General features: G+C 64.9%; 23 protein-coding genes, 1 tRNA gene and 1 pseudogene (1 of these 25 cut by a window edge). 18 read left to right on the forward strand and 7 right to left on the reverse strand.

Features of this window, described 5'->3' with window-relative positions:
- The first annotated feature begins 14 nt into the window (after positions 1–14).
- Entirely contained in the window at positions 15–776 is a 762-nt protein-coding gene (locus TabM4_RS07355) for an SDR family NAD(P)-dependent oxidoreductase (RefSeq protein WP_434620579.1), read from the forward strand.
- Here the strand turns inward: TabM4_RS07355 and TabM4_RS07360 are convergent.
- From TabM4_RS07360 to TabM4_RS07370, 3 genes and pseudogenes are all read right to left on the reverse strand, one after another.
- Positions 764–4456, reverse strand: a complete 3693-nt coding sequence (locus tag TabM4_RS07360) for a response regulator (protein WP_434620582.1) — start codon at positions 4454–4456, stop codon at positions 764–766. The genes TabM4_RS07355 and TabM4_RS07360 overlap by 13 nt on opposite strands.
- Before the next feature lie 437 nt (positions 4457–4893).
- Positions 4894–5246, reverse strand: a pseudogene (locus TabM4_RS07365) (IS3 family transposase); the annotation flags it as partial.
- A gap of 321 nt (positions 5247–5567) precedes the next feature.
- Positions 5568–5657, reverse strand: a tRNA-Ser gene (locus TabM4_RS07370).
- A 212-nt stretch (positions 5658–5869) separates the two neighbouring features.
- On the opposite strand from TabM4_RS07370, the gene TabM4_RS07375 reads away from it, so the two are divergent.
- The 7 genes from TabM4_RS07375 to TabM4_RS07405 all read left to right on the forward strand — a co-directional run bounded on the left by TabM4_RS07375 (position 5870) and on the right by TabM4_RS07405 (position 12202).
- On the forward strand, positions 5870–6784 hold the full coding sequence (locus tag TabM4_RS07375) for a hypothetical protein (protein WP_434620585.1): 915 nt from the start codon (positions 5870–5872) through the stop codon (positions 6782–6784).
- Positions 6785–6986: 202 nt separating this feature from the next.
- Complete coding sequence (rplU, locus tag TabM4_RS07380; RefSeq protein WP_434620588.1) at positions 6987–7439, forward strand: 50S ribosomal protein L21; 453 nt, start codon at positions 6987–6989, stop codon at positions 7437–7439.
- A gap of 13 nt (positions 7440–7452) precedes the next feature.
- Positions 7453–7722: a 50S ribosomal protein L27 gene (gene rpmA / locus TabM4_RS07385; RefSeq protein WP_434620591.1), complete on the forward strand. Its 270-nt coding sequence runs from the start codon at positions 7453–7455 to the stop codon at positions 7720–7722.
- 236 nt (positions 7723–7958) lie between these two features.
- Positions 7959–8519 (forward strand): GNAT family N-acetyltransferase, encoded by a 561-nt coding sequence (locus TabM4_RS07390; RefSeq protein WP_434620594.1) that lies wholly within the window; start codon positions 7959–7961, stop codon positions 8517–8519.
- A gap of 200 nt (positions 8520–8719) precedes the next feature.
- A complete protein-coding gene (obgE, locus tag TabM4_RS07395) occupies positions 8720–9742 on the forward strand; it encodes a GTPase ObgE (RefSeq protein ID WP_434620597.1) in 1023 nt (340 codons plus the stop codon).
- A 38-nt stretch (positions 9743–9780) separates the two neighbouring features.
- Complete coding sequence (proB, locus tag TabM4_RS07400; protein ID WP_434621956.1) at positions 9781–10866, forward strand: glutamate 5-kinase; 1086 nt, start codon at positions 9781–9783, stop codon at positions 10864–10866.
- A gap of 76 nt (positions 10867–10942) precedes the next feature.
- Positions 10943–12202 carry a glutamate-5-semialdehyde dehydrogenase gene (locus TabM4_RS07405; RefSeq protein WP_434620600.1) on the forward strand — a complete coding sequence of 420 codons (1260 nt, stop codon included), beginning with the start codon at positions 10943–10945 and terminating at the stop codon, positions 12200–12202.
- Here TabM4_RS07405 and TabM4_RS07410 read toward each other — a convergent pair.
- Positions 12192–12785, reverse strand: a complete 594-nt coding sequence (locus TabM4_RS07410; RefSeq protein ID WP_434620603.1) for a histidine phosphotransferase family protein — start codon at positions 12783–12785, stop codon at positions 12192–12194. The two genes, TabM4_RS07405 and TabM4_RS07410, sit on opposite strands and share 11 nt — an antisense overlap.
- A 30-nt stretch (positions 12786–12815) precedes the next feature.
- Between TabM4_RS07410 and TabM4_RS07415 the strand changes: the two genes are divergently transcribed.
- The 3 genes from TabM4_RS07415 to TabM4_RS07425 all read left to right on the forward strand — a co-directional run bounded on the left by TabM4_RS07415 (position 12816) and on the right by TabM4_RS07425 (position 14747).
- Complete coding sequence (locus tag TabM4_RS07415) at positions 12816–12995, forward strand: DUF3553 domain-containing protein (RefSeq protein ID WP_434620606.1); 180 nt, start codon at positions 12816–12818, stop codon at positions 12993–12995.
- Between the two features lie 148 nt (positions 12996–13143).
- On the forward strand, positions 13144–13920 hold the full coding sequence (locus TabM4_RS07420) for a GNAT family N-acetyltransferase (protein ID WP_434621958.1): 777 nt from the start codon (positions 13144–13146) through the stop codon (positions 13918–13920).
- Between the two features lie 32 nt (positions 13921–13952).
- Positions 13953–14747, forward strand: coding sequence for a lysophospholipid acyltransferase family protein (locus TabM4_RS07425; RefSeq protein ID WP_434621960.1), 795 nt, complete (start codon positions 13953–13955; stop codon positions 14745–14747).
- 154 nt (positions 14748–14901) lie between these two features.
- Here TabM4_RS07425 and TabM4_RS07430 read toward each other — a convergent pair whose 3' ends face one another.
- Positions 14902–15519, reverse strand: coding sequence for a thiamine phosphate synthase (locus tag TabM4_RS07430; protein ID WP_434620609.1), 618 nt, complete (start codon positions 15517–15519; stop codon positions 14902–14904).
- 124 nt (positions 15520–15643) lie between these two features.
- Here TabM4_RS07430 and TabM4_RS07435 point away from each other — a divergent pair, with 124 nt between their 5' ends.
- The 4 genes from TabM4_RS07435 (at position 15644) to TabM4_RS07450 (ending at position 20387) form a co-directional block, all read left to right on the forward strand.
- A complete protein-coding gene (locus TabM4_RS07435; protein ID WP_434620612.1) occupies positions 15644–16390 on the forward strand; it encodes an RNA methyltransferase in 747 nt (248 codons plus the stop codon).
- A 199-nt stretch (positions 16391–16589) separates the two neighbouring features.
- Positions 16590–17759: a heme A synthase gene (ctaA, locus tag TabM4_RS07440; protein ID WP_434620615.1), complete on the forward strand. Its 1170-nt coding sequence runs from the start codon at positions 16590–16592 to the stop codon at positions 17757–17759.
- On the forward strand, positions 17756–19228 hold the full coding sequence (locus TabM4_RS07445; protein ID WP_434620618.1) for a carboxypeptidase M32: 1473 nt from the start codon (positions 17756–17758) through the stop codon (positions 19226–19228). The genes ctaA and TabM4_RS07445 overlap by 4 nt, the downstream gene beginning before the upstream one ends.
- A complete protein-coding gene (locus tag TabM4_RS07450) occupies positions 19218–20387 on the forward strand; it encodes an MFS transporter (RefSeq protein WP_434620621.1) in 1170 nt (389 codons plus the stop codon). The genes TabM4_RS07445 and TabM4_RS07450 overlap by 11 nt, the downstream gene beginning before the upstream one ends.
- A gap of 225 nt (positions 20388–20612) precedes the next feature.
- Here the strand turns inward: TabM4_RS07450 and TabM4_RS07455 are convergent, their stop codons facing one another.
- Positions 20613–21401, reverse strand: coding sequence for an enoyl-CoA hydratase (locus TabM4_RS07455; protein ID WP_434620624.1), 789 nt, complete (start codon positions 21399–21401; stop codon positions 20613–20615).
- 58 nt (positions 21402–21459) lie between these two features.
- Here TabM4_RS07455 and TabM4_RS07460 point away from each other — a divergent pair, with 58 nt between their 5' ends.
- On the forward strand, positions 21460–21888 hold the full coding sequence (locus TabM4_RS07460; RefSeq protein ID WP_434620627.1) for a PaaI family thioesterase: 429 nt from the start codon (positions 21460–21462) through the stop codon (positions 21886–21888).
- A 65-nt stretch (positions 21889–21953) separates the two neighbouring features.
- Here TabM4_RS07460 and TabM4_RS07465 read toward each other — a convergent pair whose 3' ends face one another.
- On the reverse strand, positions 21954–22331 hold the full coding sequence (locus tag TabM4_RS07465; RefSeq protein ID WP_434620630.1) for a bactofilin family protein: 378 nt from the start codon (positions 22329–22331) through the stop codon (positions 21954–21956).
- A gap of 199 nt (positions 22332–22530) precedes the next feature.
- Here TabM4_RS07465 and TabM4_RS07470 point away from each other — a divergent pair, with 199 nt between their 5' ends.
- Both TabM4_RS07470 and TabM4_RS07475 read left to right on the forward strand, forming a co-directional pair.
- On the forward strand, positions 22531–23502 hold the full coding sequence (locus TabM4_RS07470; protein ID WP_434620633.1) for an agmatinase: 972 nt from the start codon (positions 22531–22533) through the stop codon (positions 23500–23502).
- Positions 23503–23579: 77 nt separating this feature from the next.
- Positions 23580–25020, forward strand: the 5' portion of a protein-coding gene (locus TabM4_RS07475) for an amidohydrolase (protein WP_434620636.1). 221 nt of this gene lie beyond the right edge of the window; 1441 of the gene's 1662 nt are visible here — the first part of the coding sequence; it begins with the start codon at positions 23580–23582; its stop codon lies beyond the right edge, outside the window.

The following is a 25020-nucleotide window of genomic DNA, read 5'->3' on the forward strand; positions in this document are numbered from 1 at the left end:
GGAGGGGGCACGACATGGCACTTGCGATCGTCACTGCGGGGACCTCGGCCATCGGTCGGCATCTTGTGCTGGCCTTGGCGGGGGCAGGATATGACGTGGCGCTGACCCATATCGGCAGCGCGGATCTTGCAGCCCGGATCGAGGGAGAGTTGCGCGACATGGGGCGTCGCTGCCTATCGGTCGAGGCGGATGCGGGCGACGAGGAGGCCGTCACGGCATTCCACCGGAAAGCGGCGGACTGGGCGGGCGAGGCCCCTTCGGTTCTGGTGAATAACGCTGGAATCCAGACATGGGCGGGCCTGCTGGATCTGCGTGCGGATCAGTGGGATGCCGTGATCCGAACCAATCTGCGCGGCACCTTCCTGAACACACAGGCCGCCGCGCGCCTGATGGTTGCCGCCGGCATCAAGGGATCGATCGTCAATCTTGGATCGGGGTGCAACAAACTGGCCTTCCCGAAACTGGTGGACTACACCGCGTCGAAGGGCGGCATAGAGCAATTCACGAAATCCGCCGCAAGCGAACTTGGGCCGCATGGGATAAGGGTGAACTGCGTGGCTCCTGGCGCCATCGCCACCGAGCGGACGGCGTCCGAGGCCGGCGACTATGCCGCGACATGGAGCCCTGTCACACCCTTGCGGCGCGTTGGGACCCCCGCCGACATCGCGGGGCCGGTCCTTTTCTTCTGTTCACCTGCCGCAGATTTCGTGACAGGCCAGACGCTCTGGGTCGATGGCGGGGTCTTCTCGCAGGCCCCATGGCCCTATGACGCCTGAGCAGCCTCGGTCAGCTTGACCGACTTGCGCTGCGGCGCGTCGACCAGATAGCGCGCGAGCATGGCCTTCAGAGCGCTCGGGATAACGGGTTTTACGATGTAGTCCGTCATCCCGGCCGCATAGGCCAGATCGCGGTCGTCTTCTTCGGCGCGGCCGGTAAGGCCGATGATCGGCACCTGCGCCTTGGCCGTGGGCAGGGCCCGGATACGGCGCGTCGCTTCGACACCATCCATCACGGGCATCTGGCAATCCATCAGGATCAGATCGAAATCCTGTTCCAACACCGCCTGCACGGCTTCTGCGCCATTGGTAGCGGTGGCGGTTTCAAGGCCTTGCCGCGCGATGAGGGCAGTCGTCACCTCAAGGTTCATCGGATTGTCATCAACGACGAGGATTCGCGCCACGTGCTGGTTGCGCGCAGGGAGGGGATCATAAAGGACCGGCGCTGTCGTCTGGCGCGATTGGTCTGGCCAGAGCAGAACCTGCAGGCGCGTGATCAGCGCCTCGGGGTCGATTGGCTTCACGAACATGTCGACAAAGCCTTCGGCGTGGCAGCGGTCGACGAATTCCTGACCACCGCGATGCGCGAGGAGCACAAGGCGCGGCAAGGGCATGCCACGCTGACGCAGTTTCCGGGCCGCTTCGAACCCGTCCATGTCATGAAGGCGGCTGTCGATCAGGATGGCGTCATAGCCATCGATCGATCCGGAAGGAAGCCTCGCCTCCGCGCGGACCACGGCACCGGCAGCCCGCAGATGGGTCGCAAGGATGTTTGCGGCATGGCTGTTGTCATCGATGACCAAAAGGCGGCGGCGTGCAAGGGGCTGCGTCGACAGGCGCTGCTGCGGCTCGGGAAGCGGGTCGAGGGGCAGGTCCACCCAAAAGGTGCTGCCCTTGCCCGGTTCACTGCGCACGCCCACCTCACCCTGCATGAGGTCGGCCAGCTGCCGCGAGATGGCCAAACCAAGGCCGGTGCCACCATAGAGACGCGCGGTGGAATCGTCTGCCTGCGAGAACCGCTCGAAAAGGCGCCCCATCTGCTCCTGCGACATGCCGATGCCCGTATCGGTCACGGCCATCCTCAGGCCTCCCTTCGGGGCCTGCGCTACAGAAAGCGTTATCTCGCCCTGCTGGGTGAATTTCAGGGCATTGGTCAGGAAGTTCATCAGGATCTGCGAGATCCGCAACGGATCCCCCCGGAACTGCGTCGGAAGCGAGGGATCCGCATCGATGACGAGTTCGACACCCTTCTCGGCCGCGGCGGAGGCAATCGTGTCGACCGACCCTCTGATCACACTCGACAGACGGAATTCCGTGCTTTCGATCCGCAGCTTGCCAGATTCGACCTTCGACAAATCCAGAACGTCATTGACGATCATCAGGAGGTGCCGCCCAGAGGCCTGAACCTTGGTGAGGTAGTCGCGCTGGTGGTCGGTGAGGGGAGAGCCCAGCAGCAACTCGGTGAACCCGATGACGGCATTGATCGGCGAGCGCAGTTCGTGGCTGATATGCGCCAGAAACTCAGACTTCAGTCGGGCGGTCTGTTCCGCCATGTCACGCGCAGCGGCAAGCTGGCGGCTTGCCGCGTATTCTTTCGACATATCGTCCACGACCCAGACGGCACCGGCCTCGGGATGGGCGGGGTCGACCGCATTGGCGCGGATGGCGACCCAGAGGGAACTGCCATCACCACGGCGGATTTCCGTCGTCGTGCTGAAGATCCTGCCTTCTCGCAGGGCCGCAAGGGCCTGATCCCGCAGCGTGTTCCAATCCTCGGGGTTCTGGAAGATCGTGGCCGGCGATGCCCCGATAAGCTGCTCTTGCGGGATCATCAGAAGCTGGATCAGCGACGGGTTGCAGGCCCGGATCACGCCGTCATGCATCAAGGCGATCCCGCTGGCCGCCGTGGCGAGCAAGGTGAGCAACTCTTCGTTCAGGCGCGACAATTCCTCGGTCCGCAGCGCAACCTGCGCCTCGAGGATACGCTGGTGGGCGGTGAGGGCGGCTTCGGCCTGACGGGTGACGGTGATGTCGTTCCACAGCGTGAAGATCTCGACACGCTCCCCCTCGTGGATCGCGGTGAGCAAGACTTCGACAAGGATGGGCGTCCCGTCGGCGCGCAGATGCTCCCAGTCGAACTTGATGCTGCCCTGCTCCATCACGGCCTGCAAAAGCCGTTCTATCTTTTCCACCGACGGAATGCCGTCTGGCTGCAATTCGGGTGAAATCGCAAGCGGAGAAAGACCGACGAAGCTTTCCCTCGCCTCATAGCCGAGCATGGCGAGTGCGGCAGGATTTGCCTCGGCGAAATGGCCGTCACGGATTACCGCAGTTGCCTGCGCCGAGTGTTGGAAGGTGCGGCGGAAGCGATCCTCGCTGCGTGCAAGGCGCTCGATGGCAAGAGTGGCCTGCGCACGACCGGCGATCCTCGATGCGGCAAGTTCGACCAGAAGACGCTCTTCCACTGTCGGCGCCTCGTTTGGACCGCCATCGCGGCAATCCACGGCAATTTCTCCCTGTTCCCGATCATCGATCATCAGGGGAACCCGGAATGCCGGGTCCGTGCAGCCCGGCAATTCGTCATGGACAGCTTCGAAAAGCCTGATGCGGAAGCGTGCCTGATCACGATTGCCCACGCCTGCCGCAAGGGCGGCGGCGATGTCGGCAAGGATTTCACGGCGGGGGCGTGACATGTCTTCGGTCGCAAGGAAAATGCGGTGCAGGCAATCCTGTTCGCGGATACGTCGATACAGCGCGTCCGCCACCTCCGCCCTTGCGGCCATGGCTCGGCCAAGACGATGCTGCAGAAGGATGGCGATCCCGACGACGATGGCGACACTTGCGAAGAGGCCGAGCAGCACCGTGGGTACACTGTTCGCGGGCAGGCCCGGAATGGCGGTTTCTGCCGCCCCTATCCACCGATCCTCCATCGCCCGCGCGTTCTGCGGCGAGATGGCCTCGAAGCCTTGTGCCACCGTTTCGTAGAGTGCGTCGTTCCCCTCGGCCACGGCCCATGCACCGGTCAGGTGCAGGATCGGTGCGCCATGCGACAGGCGGTCGGACAAACCGGTTCGTGCCAGCAGCGCATCCCCCGCCATCGTCGGCAAACAGAAGCCGGCAACCGTTCCGCTTGCCGCAGCAACCGCGATGGCGTCGAGATCCGGCAGTTCGACGACCGTCGCCCCTTGGTCCCCGACCAATGTCGTGCAAGGGCTTCCGACGCGTGTGGCAATTTGCTGGCCCGCCGCGAAATCGCCGCCGTCTGCGGTGAATACGGCATAGACGATGTCCAGATAGGGCGGCGCCACTTTCAGGCCGGAAACGCCTGCTTCACTGCTCCCGACGAGGTCCAAGGCCTCCGACAGTCCCAGTTCGCGAACACCACCCGGCGCCTGTCGCAGATCGACATCTATCCCCGTGGTCTCGGACCATTCGGCCCAGAAATCGGCACGGAGGCCACTGACACCGCCATCGTCGGTGAAGATGACGTGTTGGGGCAGTTCGTTTGGAAACAGCACGGTGAGCGCCGCAGGTCTGTCTTGTGCAAAGGCGTCGGCTGAGAAGAGTAAGACGATCATCGCGACAAGTGCACCGCGATATGGCCTACGCTCGCCCTTGCGAGCCACGACTTTCAGAAAGGTCAGGATGCCCTGCGGCATGCTGGTCCTGTCTGGGATCATGCTGAAACCTCTGCCACCGACATGTTTGCCTTCCTCCCCGCTTCTACCGGCGGATGAGCGCTCCACCCTTGTAAATCAAAGTTTATTGAGTGATTCCATGCCGACCTTCGTTTGGGTCAATCCAACTTCAAGTTGTGTTTTTTTTGCGACGGTTCCGGGAAAGTGTTGTGCCACTCACGCAGCGCGAATTTGAGAGCGCGGGAAAACATCGCGAAAACAGTGCGCTGGCATTTGTGGTGCAGACATGAGAGTGCCTGAAGCTGCAACAGGAGTGCAACTTCAGGTGGATACCTCGCCATGCCCATGGTGGCCTGCCCCGATCGAGTGGCCCGGTTTGCATCTTTGTGCATGACAGGTGTGGGCGCTACGATCGGTGTGGCCGGCGAAGCGGGTGCGGGTGGCGAAGCCGTCCACTGCACCACCTCGGGGGCTTGCGGGCGATAACCGAGGCGTTCCGAGGCATGGAACTTCTGCCGGACATGTTCGATGCAAGCACGGTGGCGGGAAGGGCTCAGAAGTTTACCGACGCTGCCTCGCGCAAGATCGGCCGCTCCAGAGTCAGATCGGAGACCGCCTTCCGCCGCCGCTCGTTCTCTTTCTCGAGTTTCTTGAGCCGCGCCACCTAATCGGTCTTCAGCCCGCCGAACTCCTTGCACCTCCGGCGGTAGGTGAACTACATCACGCGGATCGAGCGTACCGCTTAGTCAACCGACTTGCCCTGTGATACCAGCACATCAACTTGCCGGAGCTTCGGGACGATCTCCTCCGGATTGGGCTTCCTCTGCGGCATTCCTTCGTCCTCCATGTGGTTCAAAAAGCCTACTTCAGGGAGGACCATTTTTCAGGCGTCAGACCAGACGTCGAGCGTTTTTCGCATAGGTTGGCGCAGTGCCACCAGCCATGCTGTCGAACCATGACCCGACAAGCCAACGAGGGCGCGGCCCCTGGCGGCTGTGTTTTCAAACGGGTTTCCGAAGTGCCACTCGGCGACTGTGGCTCGCAACATCTTGAAAAAACCGTTCCAACCTGAATCAAGTATTTAGATTGTGACGGCTTCTGCGATGGCTAGCTCAGCTCTCTGCTGAAAAAACGATAACAATTCAATTAATTGTGGCGGAGAGGGTGGGATTCGAACCCACGGTAGGCTTGCACCTACTCCGGTTTTCGAGACCGGCGCGATCGACCACTCCGCCACCTCTCCGTGCTTTTGGGGGTCGTCAGTGCGCGGTTGTCTAGCGGGGTCATTGCTGGGTTGCAAGGGCGTTTTCACGCTTTTTGTCACCACGCGCGATCTTGCCTGCCGCGTGTGAAAAGCCGCTCGCGCAGTTGTGGGGGATGGTGACTTGGCAAGCATGGTGGCAGTCTCTAGCTGTCGACGGCAGACATTTGCGAAAACTTGGCAGGGGGTGGGTGATGGCGGGCTCGGATCGAATGGCATGCGGCTGGTGCAGCCGATTGGCGCTGGGCACGGCGCTGGTTCTTCTGACGCTTGCCCTGCCACATCCTCAGGGTCAGGCACGGGCGCAAGACATGTCTGCGATGGAGGTTGTTCCTCCGCAGGTAAGGGGTGCTGTCACCTCGCTGGTCGAGACGATGCGGATCGGGGAGATCATCGAGGTCTTGCGAGACGAAGGCATCGAGTATGGCCGGACGCTTGAGACGGACATGTTCCCTGGTGCGGGCGGGCCGGGTTGGAGCGCGGCAGTGGAGCAGATCTACGACCCTGCGCGGATGAAGCAGGCCTTCGAGGATGGTCTGGTGCGGGAACTTGCACGGGCACCGGACGGGATCGCGCCGATGGAGTCCTTCTTCGGTTCTGAGCTTGGCCAGAAGGTCCTGCGCCTCGAGATCGAGGCGCGGCGGGCGCTAATCGATGATGCGGCGGAAGAGGCGGCCAAGCTGGCTTGGGAGGACATGTCGGGTGCCGATGAGGGGCGCGTGGCCTTGCTGGAGCGATTTGCCGCGGCCAATGACCTTGTCGAGTCGAATGTCATGGGCGCGTTGAACGCCAATTTGGCCTTCTACAAGGGCATGGCGGAGGGTGGTGCCTTCGGCGGAGAGATGACCGAGGATCAGATGCTGGCCGATGTCTGGGGGCAGGAGGCCGAGGTGCGTCAACAAGTTTCCGATTGGCTGTTCCCCTATCTGGCGCTTGCCTACGCGCCGCTGACTGACGACGAGCTAGACGCCTATATCGCATACTCGGAATCGCCTGCGGGCCAGCAGTTGAATGCGGCGCTGTTTGCCGCTTTCGATGGCGTCTTCTCTCCGGTTTCCAAGGCACTGGGGCTTGCCGTCGCGCGGGAATTGCAGGGGCAGGACATCTGATCGCGCGCTTGCGGGCTGGCAGTCGGATCGGGCTTGACTCCGCCGTGCCTTGCATCGATAAGCGCGCATCCTGGCGAGGCGCGAGTCTGGCCAAGAAATGAGTTTCATGACGCCCGCAAGGGCGCGCTGTCCGAGGCGGGGAAACCCCGGAACGCCCGAGAGTTCGGGGGCCAAAGGGCGCGGAGCAACGAAGGGAAGACCCATGTTCGCGGTCCTGAAGACCGGTGGCAAGCAGTACAAGGTGCAGGCGGGTGACGTCCTGCGCGTTGAGAAGCTGGCCGCCAATGCTGGTGACAAGATCCAGTTCAACGAGATCCTGATGGTCGGGGGTGACAAGGTCACCGTCGGCGTGCCCACCGTGAAGGGTGCGGCAGTCGTCGCGGAAGTGATCGACCAGATCAAGGGCGAGAAGACGATCCACTACGTCAAGCGCCGCCGCAAGCACAGCTCGCAGCGCACCAAGGGCCACCGTCAACAGTTGACGCTGGTTCGCGTGACCGAGGTCCTCGCCTCGGGCGCCGAGAAGTCGGGTGTGGCTGCAGCCACCGGCACCGCCGATGCGCGCCGTGCCGCCCATAACGCTGCCGCCGCTCCGGCTGCGGAAGCTGCGAAACCGAAGCGCGCCAAGAAGGCCGCTGAAGCCGCTGCGGAATAAGGAGTAACACCCCATGGCACATAAAAAGGCAGGCGGTTCTTCCCGCAACGGGCGCGACAGCGCCGGTCGTCGTCTTGGCGTGAAGCTCTACGGCGGTCAGGCCGCCATTCCGGGCAACATCATCGTGCGCCAGCGCGGCACGACCTATTTCCCGGGCGAAGGCGTGGGCATGGGCGTGGATCACACGATCTTCGCCGTGACCGAGGGCAAGGTGACCTTCAAGAAGGGCCTCAAAGGCCGCACCTTCATTTCGGTTCTCCCCGTTGCGGAGGCAGCCGAGTAAGCCGAACCTTTACATTCGGAATGTAGAAGGGGGATCGGCTGGAAAGCCGGTCCCCTTTCCCGTTTTCCGGCGTTGGTCCGGAACGGGGGGGACGAAAGACGGGCCGGGCCTTCGGGGCCGGGACGGAAAAGACCACGGAAAGGCCGGATTGCGGGCTCAAACCCCTGTCTTTCGTGCCGTAGACCTTGAACGGGGCAGAACCGCCCCCGACATGCGCTTCATCAGGAGGGAAGCCCATGATGCTGGACAAGATCGCCGCGCTGCCCGAAGGGGCCATTGCCGCCGGACGTTTCGTGCTGCGCCCCGTGCGCAAGTCGGATGCCGGACTCTTCGCGATGTATGCGGGCGACAAACGCGTGGCCGAGGCCACGCGGTCGATCCCGCATCCTCTGCCCCCCGGCGCGGCGGAGGCTTTCGTCACCCGTGCGATGGCGCGGGGCGGGGAAGAGGATGTCTGGGTCATGGACGGCGCGGCCTCGGGGCTGGCCGAGGTGCTGGGCGTGATCAGCCTGAAGCGGATGGACGAGGCGAAGTACAATCGCGACCAGTCCGAGATCGGCTATTGGGTCGCGCCCGCCTTCTGGAACACGGGCTTTGCGTCCGAGGCGGTGCGGGCGCTGATCGGGGCCAACCCGCAGAGCAACCGCACGGTCTTTGCCGAGGTGTTCCAGGACAACCCCGGATCGGCGCGGGTTCTGACCAATGCGGGGTTCCAGTATCTGGGCGATGCGGAGACCTTCTCGGTCGCGCGCAATGCGCGGGTGCCGACATGGACCTATATCCGCAAGCTGGATTGATCCGTCGGAAGCGGGGGGGCAGCCCCCGTCGTCCATCGGTTCTCGAACGGATGGCGAACACGATGGACGACCCCCCGGGGTATTTGGGCTAAGATGAAGGGGCTTTGGGCAGGAAGGCTGGTGGCTTTGGCTGCGTGAGGCTTGAGCCTGCGGCCATTGTCAACTATCGCCTTGGGCGATCCATATGAAAGCCTGATGCCATGAAGTTCCTTGACCTTGCCAAAGTCTATATCCGCTCGGGTGGCGGCGGGGCGGGATGCGTGTCGTTCCGGCGCGAGAAGTTCGTGGAATTCGGCGGGCCCGATGGCGGGGATGGCGGGAATGGCGGGTCGGTCTGGGCCCAGGCGGTCGAGGGGCTGAACACGCTGATCGACTTCCGCTATCAGCAGCATTTCTTTGCCAAGAACGGGCAGCCCGGCATGGGCAGCCAGCGGACGGGGAAGTCGGGCGAGGATATCATCCTGAAGGTTCCGGTGGGGACGGAGATCATCGACGAGGACGAGGAGACGGTGATTGCCGACCTTGTGACCGTGGGGCAGCGGGTGCTGCTCGCCAAGGGCGGGAATGGCGGGTTCGGGAACCTCTATTTCAAGAGCGCGACAAACCGCGCCCCCGGGCGGGCCAATCCGGGGCAGGAGGGGGTGGAGCGCACCGTCTGGCTGCGGCTGAAGCTGATCGCGGATGCGGGGCTGGTGGGGCTGCCGAATGCGGGGAAGAGCACCTTCCTTGCCGCTGTGTCCAATGCGCGGCCGAAGATCGCGGATTATCCCTTCACGACGCTGATCCCCAACCTCGGAGTCGTAGGCGTCGATGGGCGCGAGTTCGTGATGGCGGATATTCCGGGGCTGATCGAGGGCGCGTCGGAGGGGCGGGGGTTGGGGACGCAGTTCCTTGCCCATGTGGAGCGGTGCAAGGTGCTGCTGCATCTGGTGGACGGGACATCCAGCACCATCACCAAGGATTACCGGACCATCGTGCATGAGTTGGAGGCCTATTCCGACCTGCTGGGGGACAAGCCGCGCATCCTTGCGCTGAACAAGTGCGATGCGCTGGATCAAAAGACCATCACCACGCGGCGGAAGGCTTTGGAGAAGGCCTCGGGCGGGAAGGTGCATGTGATTTCCGGCGCGGCGGGGATGGGGTTGCAGGACGTGTTGCGCGCCCTCTACGCCGAGATTCAGGGGGCCGAGCCGGAGAAGGAGGCGGGGCCGTGGCAGCCGTGAGCGAGGTGTCTGCGGCGACCGTCCCAGATGTACGGGCGGTGCGGCGGCTGGTGGTGAAGATCGGGTCGGCGCTGCTGGTGGACCGGGCGGCGGGCTTGCGGCAGGGGTGGCTGTCGGCGCTGGCGATGGATGTGGCCGAGGCGAAGGTGCGGGGCGCGGATGTCGTCTTGGTGTCGTCGGGGTCCATCGCGCTGGGGCGCAAGGTGCTGGGCCTGCCTGCGGGGGAGTTGACGCTGGAGCAGTCGCAGGCGGCGGCTGCCGTGGGGCAGATACGCCTCGCGCGGGCCTATGAGGAGGTGCTGGCGCCGCATGGGATCACCACGGCGCAGGTTCTGGTGACGCTGGAGGATACAGAGGACCGGCGGCGCTATCTGAACTCCCGCGCGACGATGGAGACGTTGCTGGGTCTGGGTGTCGTGCCCATCGTGAACGAGAATGACACGGTGGCGACGGACGAGATCCGGTTCGGGGACAATGACCGTCTGGCGGCGCAGATCGCTGTGACGGTGGGGGCGGACCAGTTGGTCCTGCTGTCGGATGTGGACGGGTTCTATTCGGCCAATCCGAAGGAGGATGCATCCGCCGTGCGGTTCGATGTGGTGGACCATATCACGCCGGAGATCGAGGCGATGGCGGGGGACCCGATTTCGGGCCTGTCGAAGGGCGGCATGAAGACCAAGCTGATGGCGGCGAAGACTGCTGTTGCCGGGGGCTGTGCCATGGCGATCATGGAAGGGTCGGTGTTGCGGCCCTTGAAGGCCTTGGCCGAGGGGGCGAACCGGACGTGGTTCGTGCCGGGGGCGGACCCGCAGATCGCGCGGAAGCGGTGGATCAATGCGATGAAGCCGAAGGGCGAGGTCGTGGTGGATGCGGGCGCCGTGGCCGCGCTGGGGCAGGGCAAGTCTCTGCTGCCTGCCGGGGTGCGGGAGGTGAAGGGCGCTTTCGGGCGGGGGGAGCCGGTGGCGATCCTTGGTCCGGATGGGGCGGTGCTTGGGAAAGGTTTGATCCGCTATACGGCGGCGGAGGCGAAGGCCATTGCGGGGCACAAGTCGGGCGAGATCGAGGGGATACTCGGTTATGCCGGGCGGGCGGCGTTGATCCATCGAGATGACATGGTGGTCTGAGGTGGCGGGTGGCGGACCGGGGGCCAGCCCCCGGACCCCCCGGGATATTTGAAGACAGAAAATGGGGGTGGGCGCTATGGACGGCAATTTCGCGGACATGATGGCCGGGATCGGTGCGGCGGCTAGGGCGGCTGCGGCGGAACTGGCCTATGCGAGCGCCGAGCGCAAGCATGCGGCGTTGATCGGTGCGGCGCAGTATGTCTGGGAGCGGCGGGCGGAGATCATTGCCGCCAATGCCAAGGACATAGAGTTCGGGGTGGCGAAGGGGTTGTCGCCTGCCATGCTGGACCGCTTGAAGCTGGACGAGGGGCGCATCCGCGGGATCGTGGACGGCTTGCGCGCGGTGGCCGAGCAGAAGGACCCGGTGGGCGAGGTGATCGCGGATTGGGACCGCCCGACAGGGTTGCATATCCAGCGGGTGCGGACGCCGCTGGGCGTGGTAGGGGTGATCTATGAGAGCCGTCCGAATGTCACGGCGGATGCGGGCGCGCTGTGCCTGAAGGCAGGGAATGCCGTGATCCTGCGGGGGGGATCGGAGAGCTTCCATAGCTCGACCGCCATTCACGCCTGCATGGTGCAGGGGTTGCGGGCGGCGGGTCTGCCGGAGGCGGCGGTGCAGCTGGTGCCGACGCGGGACCGGGGCATGGTGGAGGCCATGTTGCGGGCGGTGGAGTTCATCGACGTGATCGTGCCGCGCGGCGGTAAAGGGCTGGTCGGGCTGGTGCAGCGCGAGGCGCGGGTGCCGGTCTTCGCGCATCTCGAGGGCATCTGCCACGTCTATGCCGATGGCGACGCGGACCTTGCGAAGACGCGGCGGGTGGTGATCAACGCCAAGACGCGGCGGACGGGGATTTGCGGGGCGGCGGAGTGTCTGCTGATCGACCGTCGCTTCTGGGAGAAGCACGGTGGCGTTCTGGTCACGGACCTGCTGGAGCGGGGCGTGGAGGTGCGGGCGGAGGGTGATCTGCTGTCCATCCCCGGCACGGTTCCGGCCAAGGACGGCGATTTCGGCTGCGAGTTCCTGGACATGATCATCGCGGCGAAGATCGTGGACGGGGTGGACGGGGCGATTGCCCATATCCGGCAGTATGGCAGCCAGCATACCGAGAGCATCCTGACCGAGAATGACGCAACGGCGGCGCGGTTCTTCCAGCGGCTCGACTCCGCGATCCTGATGCGGAACGCGTCGACCCAGTTCGCGGACGGGGGCGAGTTCGGGATGGGGGCGGAGATCGGCATCGCGACTGGCAAGCTGCATGCGCGGGGGCCGGTGGGGGCGGAGCAGCTGACCTCGTTCAAATACCTCGTGACCGGGGATGGAACGATCAGAAGCTGAGGCGAAGGGTTTCGTTCGCGGGTTCAAGGCGCATTTCCCGCCCCAGAGAGGCCAGCGCCAGTGCGGCAAGGGGAAACTGTACTTCGGCTGGGGAGAGGCCAGTGTGATCGTCGGATTTCAGCAGGGCCCAATGGGGGGCATGCGGGTCCAAGCGCGGGGAGGAGAGGCTCAGGCTCCAGCCGTGGCCGTCCTGCTGGACGTGGATCCGCCCGGTGCTGCGCAGGCCCTGTTCGGCGCAGAGGATGAGCAGGAAGATGGCGCGGATCTCGGCCTTGCGCAGGTCCGTGGCCGATGACCATGTGATCGCGATGCGCCCGGAAGGGTGCAACCCGGACAGTATGGCGAGCACTTCGCTGCGCGAAATCGACTGGTCTGCCAGCGCCGTCCCGAAGGCCACGCGGAAGAAGCGGATGCGGGCAGTCAGGGAGGCCACGCTTTCCGCGATCATGGCCACTTCGTCACGGCGTTCATTGCCGGGAAGCATCATGAGTTCCACCCCGTTGCCGATGGCTCCGATCGGGCCGATAAGGTCATGGCAGAGGCGCGAGCCGACGAGCGATGCAAGGTGGTGCTGTTGGGGCATGAAAGGCTCCGATACGGGGAAGGGAATGCTATGAACTCGCTATTGGAGCCGGGAATGCTAGTACGGCATCCGCAACAGCCGGATTGGGGGCTTGGTCAGGTGCAATCCAATATCGGCGGGCGGATCACGGTGAATTTCGAGCATCGGGGGAAGGTGGTGATTGATGGCCGCCATGTTGATCTTTCACTGGTATTCGACACAGGGAAGTAAAGCGCAGACGTCATGATGCGGTACGCGTGAAATAATGCAACCCCCGGTTGCTGAATTCTCGAATGCGGGTGGCCGAGTTGCATCGTCGGGAGGCAGTACGTACATGAACCAAACGGCTGAGGCACAGGACAGGGGGCGGGCTGACCGCATGATCGTCGAGGATCAGGCCTATACGCTGCGCTTGGCGCGGGACGCGCGTGATCTGCAGGCGGCGCAGAGGCTGCGCTATCGGGTTTTTGTCGAGGAACTTGGTGCGGACGGGCCATTGGTGGACCATGCCGCGCGGCTGGAGCGGGACGGTTTCGACGACCTTTTCGAGCATCTGCTCCTGATCGACAACCGCAGCGATCCGGATGGGCTGGATTATGTGGCAGGGGTCTATCGCCTTTTGCCGGGCGACCGCTTGGGGAGAGGCGGGCGGTTCTATTCCGAATGTGAGTATGACCTCTCCCCGCTCCGGAAAAGCGGGCGCAAGCTGCTGGAACTGGGGCGTTCCTGTGTGCATCCCGACCATCGCGGCGGGACGGGTATGTTCCACCTTTGGAATGCATTGGCGGATTATGTGCTTGACCGCGGGATCGAGGTCCTGTTCGGGGTGGCGAGCTTTCATGGCACCGACATCGCGCGACTGACGCCGTCGCTGGCTTATTTGCATCATCATCATCTTGCCCCGCCTTGCCTGCGCGTCGTGGCGCGGGCAGAGGGGTATCAGCGCATGGATCTGCTGCCGCCAGAGGCGTTGGACAGAAAGGCCGCGATGGCCACGACACCTGCACTGATCAAGGCCTATCTGAGGTTGGGCGGTTTCGTGGGACAGGGAGCGTGGATTGACCACGCCTTCAACACGACGGATGTCTGTCTGGTTATGGACACCGCACGGATGAGCGAGCGGCATCGCGGGTTCTATACGCGGGGGCGTGGGTGAGCCTGCCCGGTGATGACTGGAGAGAGGCGCGTATGGAGGTGCCCGCGATCACCCCGGCGGGGTGGCTGCGGGTCTTGTGGCGGGGGGCGCTGTTCGGCGGGTTGACCTATGGCTGTCTGATCCTGCTCTTGCTGGTCCGTCTGGTGGAACGGCCGGTTTTTGGCCTGAGGCGGCCATGGACGCCCTACATCACGCAATTCGTGTGCAGGTCCGTCTTTGTCATACTGCGGATGCCGCTGGTCGTGCGGGGGAGGGTGATGCGGCAGCGCGGAGCGGTGGTGGCCAATCATGCGTCATGGTTGGACATCTTCGCGCTGAACGCGGCGCAGAGGGGGTATTTCGTGGCGAAGTCCGAGGTGGAGCATTGGGCTGCGATTGGCTGGCTGGCGCGAGCAACGGGGACGGTGTTCATTGCACGCAAGGGAAGCGAGGCGAAGAAGCAACAGGCGGTGTTCGAGGCGAGGCTTCGGGCAGGGCATCACCTGATGTTCTTTCCCGAGGGCACCAGCACGGATGCCGTGCGTGTGCTGCCGTTCAAGTCGACGCTGTTCGCCGCGTTCTGGTCGCATGGGTTGGAAGAGGTGATGTGGATCCAGCCTGTCACGCTTGCCTATCGCGCGCCGGAGGGGTGCGATCCGCGCTTCTATGGCTGGTGGGGGGATATGGAATTTTCCGGGCATTTGCTGATGGTGCTTGCCCAGCAGCGACAGGGGCAAGTGGAGGTCGTGTTCCATGAACCCGTGCCGGTCGATGCCTTTAACGACCGCAAGGCGCTGGCGGCGCATTGCGAGGCGGAGGTGAGGAAGGGTTTGGAGGGACGGCTATAGGGTGGCGGGCTGAACCCCGCCCTACGTGGCTTGGAGTGCGACGACGCGCGAAAGGCTCTAGTCAAGCGTTTCGCGGCCAGTGCCTATAGCACGGGCCAGACTTGGCCGTTGCGAGGGTTGGCTTTGGGTGTTGGGCGCGGAGTGGATCGCGCACCTAACCCAGCGGCGCGAGCAGCGCCTTCAGGGCTGCGGCGGGGTCATCCTTCGTCCAGATCTCCTCGCCCACGGCGAAGAAATCGGTGACAGGGCCGAATTTTTCCACGAGTTCCACGGTCAAGGCGCCTTCGGCGACAACGGGGACCTCGATCATCTGGGACCACCATTCAAAGAGGTCCCAGTCGGCCCGCGACCCGTCGCCCAGCGGCGTTTCGCCAACGGGACCGAAGCAGACGTAATCCGCCCCCGCCTCGCCCGCCGACATGCCTTCGTGCCGCGTGGAGCCGCAATGGGCGCCGATGATGGCATCGGGCAGGTCCTTGCGGACCTTGCGGACCGAGCGCGCGCCGTCGGTCAGGTGGACGCCGTCGAGGCCGAGGCGTTCGACCAAGAGTACATGCCGTTCGATCACCGCGGCGACGTCGCGCTGATGCGCCGTGTGGCGGATCGCGTCGGCGGCGCGCAGGATGCGGTCTTCGTCCTTCGTTGCCAGCGCGATACGGAGGCAGGCGATTTCGGTCGCGTCCAGCACGGCGGCGAGGGCATCGGGGAAGCTGTCGAGGTCAAGCTCGGGCGGGGTGATGAGGTAGATCTGCGGGCGGTCTTGGTCGGCCATCGTGCGCTCCGGCATCGGGTTTGGGCGGGAATAGCGCAGATTTCGCGGGAAGGCGAGGGTGTGGGCGCTTGTCGTGCGTGGGGCGCGCGCGTATCTGGCGCGGGAACCCGACCGGAGGCCGCCCGTGACCGAGATCATTCCGCCCTGCTTCATCCTCGTCCGCCCGCAGATGGGCGAGAATATCGGGGCCGCAGCCCGCGCCATGCTGAATTTCGGGCTGGAGCGGATGCGGATCGTGGACCCGCGCGACGGCTGGCCCAATCCGAAGGCGGTGGCGATGGCATCCGGCGCGGGGCGGGTGCTGGATATGGCGGGGATATTCCCCGACATTCCGAAGGCGATTGCGGATTGCGACTTTGTCTTTGCCACCACGGCGCGGGGGCGGGAGTTGGTGAAGCCCGTCGTCACGCCGGAGCGGGCGATGGAGATGACGCGGGCCATGGTGGCCGAGGGCAAGCGCGTGGGCGTGCTGTTCGGGCCGGAGCGGGCGGGGCTGGAGAACGAGGATATCGCGCCTGCCAATGCCATCGTGACGGTGCCGGTTAACCCGGATTTCCCCAGCCTGAACCTTGCGCAATGCGCGCTTTTGCTGGGCTATGAGTGGCGGCGGCAGACGGAGGCGGTCGCGCCCGAGGTGATGGGGCTGGCACGGACCGAATTCGCCACGCGGCTGGAGGTGGAGCGGCTTTCGGACCATTTCGAGGAGCGGCTGGAGGCGGCGGGGTTCTTCTATCCGCCCGAGAAGGCGCCGCATATGAAGCTGAACATGCGCAACATGTTCGCCCGTCTTGGCCTGACGCGGGCCGAGGTGCAGACCTTCCACGGGATGCTGCGACAGATCGCCTTCAAGCTGCGCCAGATGGGGGAGTGAGTCTCTTTTGGCCGGCGTCGGACCGGGGGTTTCACACCCCCGGACCCCCGTGGGATATTTGAAGAACGGATGAAGGGGCAGGGGCGCTGCGCAAGCCTTTGAGGGATTTGGGAATTCGATGGCGGCACAGTTCGCCGCAGCCCCTTGAAGGGGGCGGGGGGGAGGCATACCCTCCGCGCCGAACGAGGGAGACCGCGACATGGCAGGCAAGCGCAGCATCTTTGAAGAGGTGGGGCAGGGGGTGAAGTCCTCCCCGCCGCCACAAGGGGGCATGATCGCCGCCCGCGCGCAGGGGGCGCGGCGGGGAATTCGGCTGTGGCTGGTGACGCTGTTCCTGCTGGTCGCCACGATGATTGCCGTGGGGGGGATGACGCGTCTCACGGATAGCGGATTGTCGATCGTGGAATGGCGCCCGGTGACCGGGGCAATCCCGCCCTTGGATGAGGCGACATGGCTGGAAGAGTTTGAAAAGTATCGGGCCATTCCCGAATATCAGTTGCAGAACAAGGGCATGAGTCTTGAGGAATTCAAGGTCATCTACTGGTGGGAGTGGGGTCATCGGCAGTTGGGTCGGTTGATCGGGCTTGTCTGGTTCGTGGGCTTCTTGGCTTTCTTTGTCGCAAGGCAGATACCGGCGGGGTGGACGGGACGGCTGTTCGGGCTTGGCGTGCTGGGCGGTGTGCAGGGGGCCATCGGGTGGTGGATGGTGTCTTCGGGGCTGACGGGGACGATGCTGGATGTGGCGTCCTATCGGTTGGCGACGCATCTGGGGCTGGCCTTCGTGATCCTTGGGTTGATCGCGTGGTATGTGTTCCTGTTGGGCCGGTCGGAGGCCGAGTTGATTCAGGCGCGGCGGGGGCGAGAGGGCAAGCTTTTCTCCATGTCCACGGGGTTGATGCATTTCGCCTTTTTGCAGATCCTGCTGGGGGCCTTGGTTGCAGGGATCGATGCGGGACGGGCCTTTCCGACTTGGCCGGACATGAATGGGCAGTTCTTTCCGGCGGATGCCTTCTACGTGCCGGATGGGAACGGGGGAAGTCTGCCCGTGTGGCATGCTTTCTTTGAGAATCCGGGGCTGGTGCAGTTCATGCACCGGATGAGCGGCTATCTGCTGTTTGCGTTCGGTGTGGTCGTCTGGCTGCGGGGCCGCAAGTCGGCGCATGGGGCGACACGGGGGGCATTTCACGCCGTGATGGCGATGATGGTGGCGCAGATGGCGCTGGGGATCGCGGCGGTGCTGACGGCGGCGCATGTCCATGTGGCGATCACCCATCAGGTGGGGGCGGTGATCCTTTGGGTGCTGATCATCCGGGCGCGGCATCTGGCGGGGTATCCGGTGGCGGGTTCGATCCGGGAGGGGACGGCATGAGTGCCTATGATGATCTGATGGCCTTCCAGCGCGAGACGGAGGCGTTGGCGCAGGTGGCCGGTCGGTTGGGGTGGGATCAGGAGACGGTGATGCCCCGTGGTGCCGCCGAGCAGCGGTCCGAAGAGATGGCGGCGATGGAGGGGGTGTTGCATGCGCGGCGCACCGATCCGCGGATTGCGGACTGGTTGGGGCAGGCGCGTGCGGCGGATGATGTGGCCGCGGCGCAATTGCGTTTGATCCGAAGGAGTTACGAGCGGGCGGTGAAGGTTCCGGCCTCGCTTGCGCAAGAGATTGCGCGGGTGACATCCATGGCGCAGGGCATCTGGGCCGAAGCGCGGGCGAAGGAGGATGTGCCGGGGTTCCTGCCGGTGCTGGCGGAGGTGATCCGGCTGCGGCAGGAAGAGGGCGCGGCGCTGGCGGCGGGGGGCGATCCCTATGACGCGCTGATCGACGATTACGAGCCGGGGGCCACGGCGGAAACTATTGGCGCGATGTTCGGGCGGATGCGGCCGAGGCTGGTGGCGCTGCGCGAGAAGGTGCTTGGGGCGGCGCGGCAACCTGTTGGATTGTCAGGCCATTTCGGGCAGGAGGGGCAGATGCGGTTCGCCCGCGATCTGGCCACGGCCTTTGGCTATGACTGGAACCGGGGGCGGTTGGATCTGGCGGTGCATCCGTTTTCGTCCGGGTCGGGTGATGATGCGCGGATCACGACGCGGGTGGTGGAAAGCGAGCCATTCAATTGTTTTTACTCGACAATCCACGAGGTTGGTCATGCCTGCTATGAGTTGGGCATTGATGGGGATTATCGCCTGACGCCATTGGGATCGGGCGTTTCGATGGGTGTCCATGAGAGCCAGAGCCGCATCTATGAAAACCAGCTTGGGCGGAGCCGCGCCTTCACCGGCTGGATGTTCGGGCAGATGCGCGAGAGGTTTGGTGAATTTGGTGTTGACGATGCGGATGCCTTCCATGCGGCGGTGAATCGGGTTCAGCCGGGGTATATCCGGACTGAAGCGGATGAGGTGCATTACAACCTGCATGTGATGATGCGCTTTGACCTTGAGCGCGCGTTGATCAGGGGCGATCTGGCGGTGCGCGATCTTGAGGCCGCTTGGAATGACCGCTTTGCCGCCGATTTCGGCGTCGTGGTGGATCGTCCGTCGCATGGCATGTTGCAGGATGTGCATTGGTCGGTGGGCCTGTTCGGGTATTTCCCCACCTATACCTTGGGAAATGTTTACGCAGGCTGCCTGCACCGTGCGCTGCGGGTGGATGTGCCCGATCTGGACGAGGATCTGGCGCGGGGCGACGCTTCGCCCGCCACGGCGTGGCTGCGCGAGAAGGTGCAGCGGCATGGCGGGTTGCGGGAGCCGCGCGCGACTATTACCCATGCCTGCGGGTTCGAGCCGTCGGAGGGGCCGCTTCTGGATTACATCGAGGCGAAGTTCGCGGCGATCTATGACCTTTGAGCGGGGTGCGGGGCGGGCGGTCTGGATGCTCGCCCTGACGCAGGCGCTTGGATATGCCTGTTTTTTCTATATCTTCGCGGCGCTGTTGATCTATTGGCAGCGGGAGACGGCGCTTAGCGACGGGGTGATCGCGGCAGGTCCGCTTTTGGCGACCTTCGTTTCGGCGGGGGTCGCGCCTGCGGTCGGTCGGGCGGTGGATCGCGGGCAGGCCGTCGCGATGATGGCGGCAGGGCCGGTGATCGGGGCCGTGGGCCTTCTTTTGCTGGCCATTTCAGCGGGGGAGGCAGTCTGGTTCCTGGCCTGGGGGGTTCTGGGGCTCGCTCAGGCGCTTTGTCTTTATGACGTCTGTTTTGGGATGATGATCCGGCGCTTCGGCACGGAGGCGCGGGGGGCGATCACCCGCGTGACGCTGGTGGCGGGGCTTGCGTCGACGCTGGCCTTTCCTGCGGGGGCGTGGCTGGCGGAGGGTTGGGGATGGCGGGCGTCGGTCTGGGTGGCGGTGGCGGTCGTCCTTGGGGTGATGTTGCCCTTGCAGGTCTGGGGGGCGCGAGTTCTGGCGCGGGGAACGGAGGCGGTGGAGCATCGCGGCGTGGCGCGGCTGCGCTGGGCCGACGTGCTGCGGATGCCAGGGTTTGTGCTGCTGGCTGCGTTGTTTTCGCTGATAAATCTGAACCACTGGATGCTGGTGAACCATATCCGGCCGATGTTGGAAACGCTGGCTGTGCCGGTGGATCTAGCGATCCTTGCTGCGGCGGTCATCGGACCTGCACAGGTGCTGGGGCGTTTGGCCCTTGCGGGGGCGGGGGCGCGGTTTTCGACGCGGGTGGCGTCTTGGGTGACGGTGGGGGCGCTGGTGGTAGCGCCCGTTTTCCTTGTGCTGGCAGTGGGATGGCCGATGGCTGCCGTGGGCTTTGCAGCCTTTCAGGGGGCGGCGATGGGGATCATCACGATCCTGCGGCCCGTGCTGCTGGCCGAGACCTTCGGGCAGGAGCGCTATGGTGCGGTGGCGGGGATGATGGCCATTCCGGGGTTGGCTGCTATGGCTGTGGCACCGCTGATCGGAACGGGTCTGGAAGCGGTGGGTGGGGTTTGGGTGATGATCGGGGTGGGGTTTCTGTTTGCGCTTGGGGCCTGCGGGGCGCTTGCGGCAAGGCGTTGACGAGGCTGGATTAATCTTTGGGATTTGGCGTTCGGACAGGGGCCGCTGCCTGTGCCGTATTCCGTACCGCAAACTGTACATACGCACGGTGCCTTTTCCGGTCGTTAACCACGCGGATCGCCGCGGCCTGCTGATCTTGGTGGAAAATTCTTCTGCGAAGAATTTTGCGCAGGATCCTTCGAGAGAAGGATCCTGCGCCACGATTTTCGCAGAAAATCGTGTTGGTCAGGACCAGTCGGGTTTCCGTTTCTCGAGGAAGGCGGCGATGCCTTCCTCGGTGTCGCGCCAGAGCATGTTCTCGGTCATGCGATCACCGGTCAGGCGGTAGGCCTCGGCCAGGGAGAGGCCCTGCTGGTCGTAGAAGCTGCGCTTGCCGATATGGACGGCTGCGGTGAGTTTGCTGGCAACTGTTTCGGCAAGTTTCCGTGTTTCCTGCGACAGGCTGTCAGACGGGGCCACACGGTTGACGAGGCCAACCTCGCGGGCACGAGGGGCGGGGAGGAAGTCGCCGGTGGTCAGCATCTCGAAGGCCACGGCGGGAGGGACCTTTCGGGTGAGTGCGACCATCGGGGTGGAGCAGAAGAGGCCGATGTTGACGCCGTTGACGCCGAAGCGGGCATCCTCGGCCGCCACCACCATGTCGCAGGAGGCGGCGAGTTGGCACCCGGCGGCGGTGGCGATGCCGTGGACCTCGGCGATCACGGGCTGGGGCAGGGCGGGGAGACGCTGCATCATGGCGGCGCAGGCGTCGAAGAGGATGCGGAAGAACGCGGCGCCCTTGTCCGGCGCGGAGCGTGCGGCCTGCATTTCCTTCAGGTCGTGGCCCGCGCAGAAGGCGCGGCCTGCGCCGCGCAGGATGACGACGCGGGTGCTGCGGTCGGCCGAGAGCCGGTCGAGTTCCTCGGTCAGCCGGGAAATCATGGCGACTGACAGGGCGTTCAGGCTGTGGGGGGCATTGAGGGTGAGCGTGGCGATGCGGCCTTCGTCATGGCGCTGGATCAGGTCTTCGGTCATTGCATCCCCCCTTTGGCTGGTTATGACGATAGGCGGATGGAGAGGGAGAGGGAAGCGCATGGAGCTGAAGATGGACCGCGACGCGTTGACCGGGTTCCTTGCACGGGATTTCGGGCAGGTCGCGGGAGATTTCGCGGTGGATCGGGCGGATGCAGGCGGCGTGACGCTGCGGTTGAGAGTGGCAGAGAGGCATCTGCGTCCCGGAGGGACCGTTTCGGGACCGGCGATGTTCGGTCTGGCGGATGTGGCGCTTTACCTTGCGATCCTGAGCCGGTTGGGTCCTGTCGCGCTGGCGGTGACGACCAATGCATCGATGGATTTCATGCGGAAGCCTGCGGCGGGCCGGGATGTGCTGGCGGAAGCGCGGCTGTTGAAGCTGGGCCGGGTGCTGGCGGTGGGGGATACGCTGCTGTTCTCGGAAGGGGTGGCGGAACCGGTGGCGCGGGCCTCGATGACCTATTCGATTCCGCCGGGGGGCACGGCCTGAACTCCGCGCGGAATGCAAACGGCCCCCGTATGGGGGCCGAGGGAAGGGGCATGACTGCTGTTCTGTCAGGTCTTAGGGCGCGTGAAGCGGCCTTCGATCTGGGCACCGGATTCGATGACGAGCGAGGTGTAGTTCACGTCCGCCTCGACCTTCGCGCTGCCGCGCAGGGTGAAGGATTGGGTGGAGACGCGCCCATCGAGCGTGCCCTTCACCTCGATCGTCTCGGCCGAGAGGGTGCCCTTGACGCTGCCTTCGGTGCCGATCAGCAGGTTGCGCGCGGTGAGGTTTCCGTCGATCTCGCCGAAGACCTCGACCGAGCCGGTGGAGGTGATGTCGCCGCTGATGCGCAGGTCGGAGGCGAGGACCGATTTCCCGGCATTGGGATTCGGGGCGCGGGCCGGAGTGGCGGCGGGCGGCGGGGCGGGGTCGGTCTTGCTGAACATCTGGTCCTCCGAATGTCAGGCCGATAAGGGGGGAAGCGGGCGCGGCGGTCAAGAGCGGAGGCGGTGCGGGCGCGGCTGGTGCTGGAATTCTGCCGTGCGGATGGCTGCGATTTTCCGTGATGTCGGTTCCTGACCTGACAAGGCGCGCCGCGGGCGATTGGATGGACGAGGGAATCGGCCGGGATCTAAGGGGGCTGCGATGGCGGATCAGGGGTTTTTCAGGCCTGTCTCAGGGTTCGACCTGCCGCGATTCGCAGGCATCCCGACTTTCATGCGGCTGCCGCATGTCGGGCTGGACGATCCACGGCTTGCAGAGGTGCAGATCGGGCTGATCGGCGCGCCATGGGACGGGGGGACGACGAACCGTCCCGGTCCCCGGCACGGGCCGCGGCAGTTGCGCGACCTGTCCACCATGATCCGGGCGCAGAACGGGGCGACATGGGTGGCGCCGTTCGAGCTGGCGCGCTGTGCCGACCTTGGGGATGTGGCGCCCAATCCGGGCGATCTGATGGACAGCCTTGCGCGGATGGAGGCGTTCTATGATCGGGTGGTGGCTGCGGGCATCCTGCCGCTGACGGGGGGCGGGGATCATCTCTGTTCGCTGCCCATCCTGCGGGCGGTGGCCAAGGCGCGGCCCGTGGGGATGGTGCAGTTCGACAGCCATACCGACCTGAACGACATCTATTTCGGGACCAGCCGCTACAATCACGGCACCCCCTTCCGCCGCGCGGTGGAGGAGGGGCTGATCGATTCGAAGCGCTATGTCCTGATCGGCATTCGCGGCACGGCCTATGGGCGCGAGGATTGGGATTTCGCCGCGGCCAACGGCATCCGCATCATTCCCATCGGCGAGTTCCACCGGCGGGGCGTCGAGGATGTGATGGCCGAGGCGCGCGAGATCGTGGGGGCGGGGCCGGTTTATGTGACCTATGACATCGATTTCGTCGATCCGACCTTTGCGCCCGGAACGGGGACGCCCGAGGTGGGCGGGCCGAATTCGTGGCAGGCGTTGGAAGTGGTGCGGGGGTTGCGAGGCCTCGATGTGGTGGGGGCGGATCTTGTGGAGGTGAGCCCGCCCTTCGACCCGTCGGGCGGCACCGCATGGCTGGGCATTTCGCTGATGTTCGAACTGCTTTGCGTGATGGCGGAGCGAGTGGCGCAGAGGGCGTAGGGGGCCTTGCCCCCCGCGCCGCCTTCGGCGACGCTCCCCCCAGGGTATTTTTCACCAAGACGAAGATGGGGATAGGGATGGAAGTCGATCTGATCGTGACGAATGCGCGGGTGATCACGATGGATGCGGGGCGGCCCTTCGCGCAGGCGGTGGCTGTGCGGGCGGGGCGGATCGCGGCGGTTGGCGGGCCGGAGGTGGCCGCGCTGGCGGGGGCGCGGACGCGGGTCGTGGATGCGGGGGGGCGGACGCTGCTGCCCGGATTCGTGGAGAGCCACCTGCATCTGGTGCTGGGCGGGGCGGAGCTTGTGCAGTTGCAGATCGGCGGGGTGATGGGCTTCGAGGCACTGCGGGACGCTTTTCTCGGATATGCCGCGCGGAACGCGGACAGGGCGCTTTTGATGGCGCAGGGGGCAGCCTATGAGATTTTGGGCGCGCCTGTGACGCGGCATGATCTGGACAGGGTGATTGCGGACCGGCCCATCGCGATGATGGCGCCGGATCACCACACGGTCTGGGCGAATACCGTTGCCTTGGAGAAGGCGGGGCTGCTGCATGGCGCGCAGATGCCGCATGGGCATGAGGTGGTGATGGGGCCGGATGGCACGGCCACGGGCGAGTTGCGGGAGTTCGAGGCCTTCGGTCCGGTGCTGGCGCTGGGGGGGGAGGCGCATCTGCAGCTTGGCATCGCCACGGGGGGCGAGCCGGAGCCCTGGCCGGATGCGGCGACCTTTGCCGCCGATCTGGACAAGGTGGCGGCTGGACTGGCGCATTGCGCGGCGCATGGGATCACCACGATGGTGAACATGGACGGCAACCGCTATACCTGCGCGCTGCTGGCCGCGCTGGAGGAGCAGGGGCGGCTTACGGCGCGGGTGCGCGTGCCCTTCCACATGAAGCCGCATATGGAGTTGTCGGAACTGGAGCGTGCCAGTGCCATGACGGCGGAATTCGATGGCGATTGGGTGCGGTCGGGGTTCGTGAAGATGTTCATGGACGGGGTGGTGGACAGCCGGACGGCCTATATGCTGCAGGATTATCCGGGCGTGCCGGGGCATCGCGCCGATCCGCTGTTCGAGGCGAAGCGGTTCAAAGAGATCTGCACCGAGATCGACCGGCGGGGCCTGCAGATCGCGGTGCATGCCATCGGCGATGCGGCGGTGCGCCAGACCATTGACGGGTACGAGGCGGCGGGGCGGGCGAACGGCTTGCGCGACATGCGCCACCGGATCGAGCATATCGAGTTGATCGACCGCGCCGATGTGCCGCGACTTGGGTCACTGGGGATCACGGCCAGCGTGCAGCCGCCGCACCCGCCGGGTGTGATGGATTTCCCGATGTCGACGATGGATCATGTCTTTCACAAGGCGCGCTGGCGCGATGCCTATCTGTGGAAGACGCTGAAGGATCACGGGGCGCCGGTGGCCTATGCCAGCGACTGGCCGGTGACGGATGTGTCGGTCATGCGCGGGATTCAGGCGGCGGTGACGCGCGTTCCCTATGAAGGTGCAGGGGATGAGC

The organism is Tabrizicola sp. M-4 (assembly GCF_051132405.1).
Taxonomy (GTDB): Bacteria; Pseudomonadota; Alphaproteobacteria; order Rhodobacterales; family Rhodobacteraceae; genus Paragemmobacter.

Coding starts and splice junctions, on each gene's coding strand:
- rpmA (WP_434620591.1), top strand. CDS start 7,453: ATGGCACATAAAAAGGCAGGCGGTTCTTCCCGCAACGGGCGCGACAGC.
- TabM4_RS07405 (WP_434620600.1), top strand. CDS start 10,943: ATGGACGGCAATTTCGCGGACATGATGGCCGGGATCGGTGCGGCGGCT.
- TabM4_RS07355 (WP_434620579.1), top strand. CDS start 15: ATGGCACTTGCGATCGTCACTGCGGGGACCTCGGCCATCGGTCGGCAT.
- TabM4_RS07445 (WP_434620618.1), top strand. CDS start 17,756: ATGAGTGCCTATGATGATCTGATGGCCTTCCAGCGCGAGACGGAGGCG.
- TabM4_RS07415 (WP_434620606.1), top strand. CDS start 12,816: ATGAACTCGCTATTGGAGCCGGGAATGCTAGTACGGCATCCGCAACAG.
- TabM4_RS07420 (WP_434621958.1), top strand. CDS start 13,144: ATGATCGTCGAGGATCAGGCCTATACGCTGCGCTTGGCGCGGGACGCG.
- ctaA (WP_434620615.1), top strand. CDS start 16,590: ATGGCAGGCAAGCGCAGCATCTTTGAAGAGGTGGGGCAGGGGGTGAAG.
- TabM4_RS07465 (WP_434620630.1), bottom strand. CDS start 22,331: ATGTTCAGCAAGACCGACCCCGCCCCGCCGCCCGCCGCCACTCCGGCC.
- TabM4_RS07470 (WP_434620633.1), top strand. CDS start 22,531: ATGGCGGATCAGGGGTTTTTCAGGCCTGTCTCAGGGTTCGACCTGCCG.
- obgE (WP_434620597.1), top strand. CDS start 8,720: ATGAAGTTCCTTGACCTTGCCAAAGTCTATATCCGCTCGGGTGGCGGC.
- TabM4_RS07430 (WP_434620609.1), bottom strand. CDS start 15,519: ATGGCCGACCAAGACCGCCCGCAGATCTACCTCATCACCCCGCCCGAG.
- TabM4_RS07410 (WP_434620603.1), bottom strand. CDS start 12,785: ATGCCCCAACAGCACCACCTTGCATCGCTCGTCGGCTCGCGCCTCTGC.
- TabM4_RS07425 (WP_434621960.1), top strand. CDS start 13,953: ATGGAGGTGCCCGCGATCACCCCGGCGGGGTGGCTGCGGGTCTTGTGG.
- TabM4_RS07455 (WP_434620624.1), bottom strand. CDS start 21,401: ATGACCGAAGACCTGATCCAGCGCCATGACGAAGGCCGCATCGCCACG.
- TabM4_RS07450 (WP_434620621.1), top strand. CDS start 19,218: ATGACCTTTGAGCGGGGTGCGGGGCGGGCGGTCTGGATGCTCGCCCTG.
- TabM4_RS07375 (WP_434620585.1), top strand. CDS start 5,870: ATGGCGGGCTCGGATCGAATGGCATGCGGCTGGTGCAGCCGATTGGCG.
- TabM4_RS07390 (WP_434620594.1), top strand. CDS start 7,959: ATGATGCTGGACAAGATCGCCGCGCTGCCCGAAGGGGCCATTGCCGCC.
- TabM4_RS07460 (WP_434620627.1), top strand. CDS start 21,460: ATGGAGCTGAAGATGGACCGCGACGCGTTGACCGGGTTCCTTGCACGG.
- TabM4_RS07360 (WP_434620582.1), bottom strand. CDS start 4,456: ATGATCCCAGACAGGACCAGCATGCCGCAGGGCATCCTGACCTTTCTG.
- rplU (WP_434620588.1), top strand. CDS start 6,987: ATGTTCGCGGTCCTGAAGACCGGTGGCAAGCAGTACAAGGTGCAGGCG.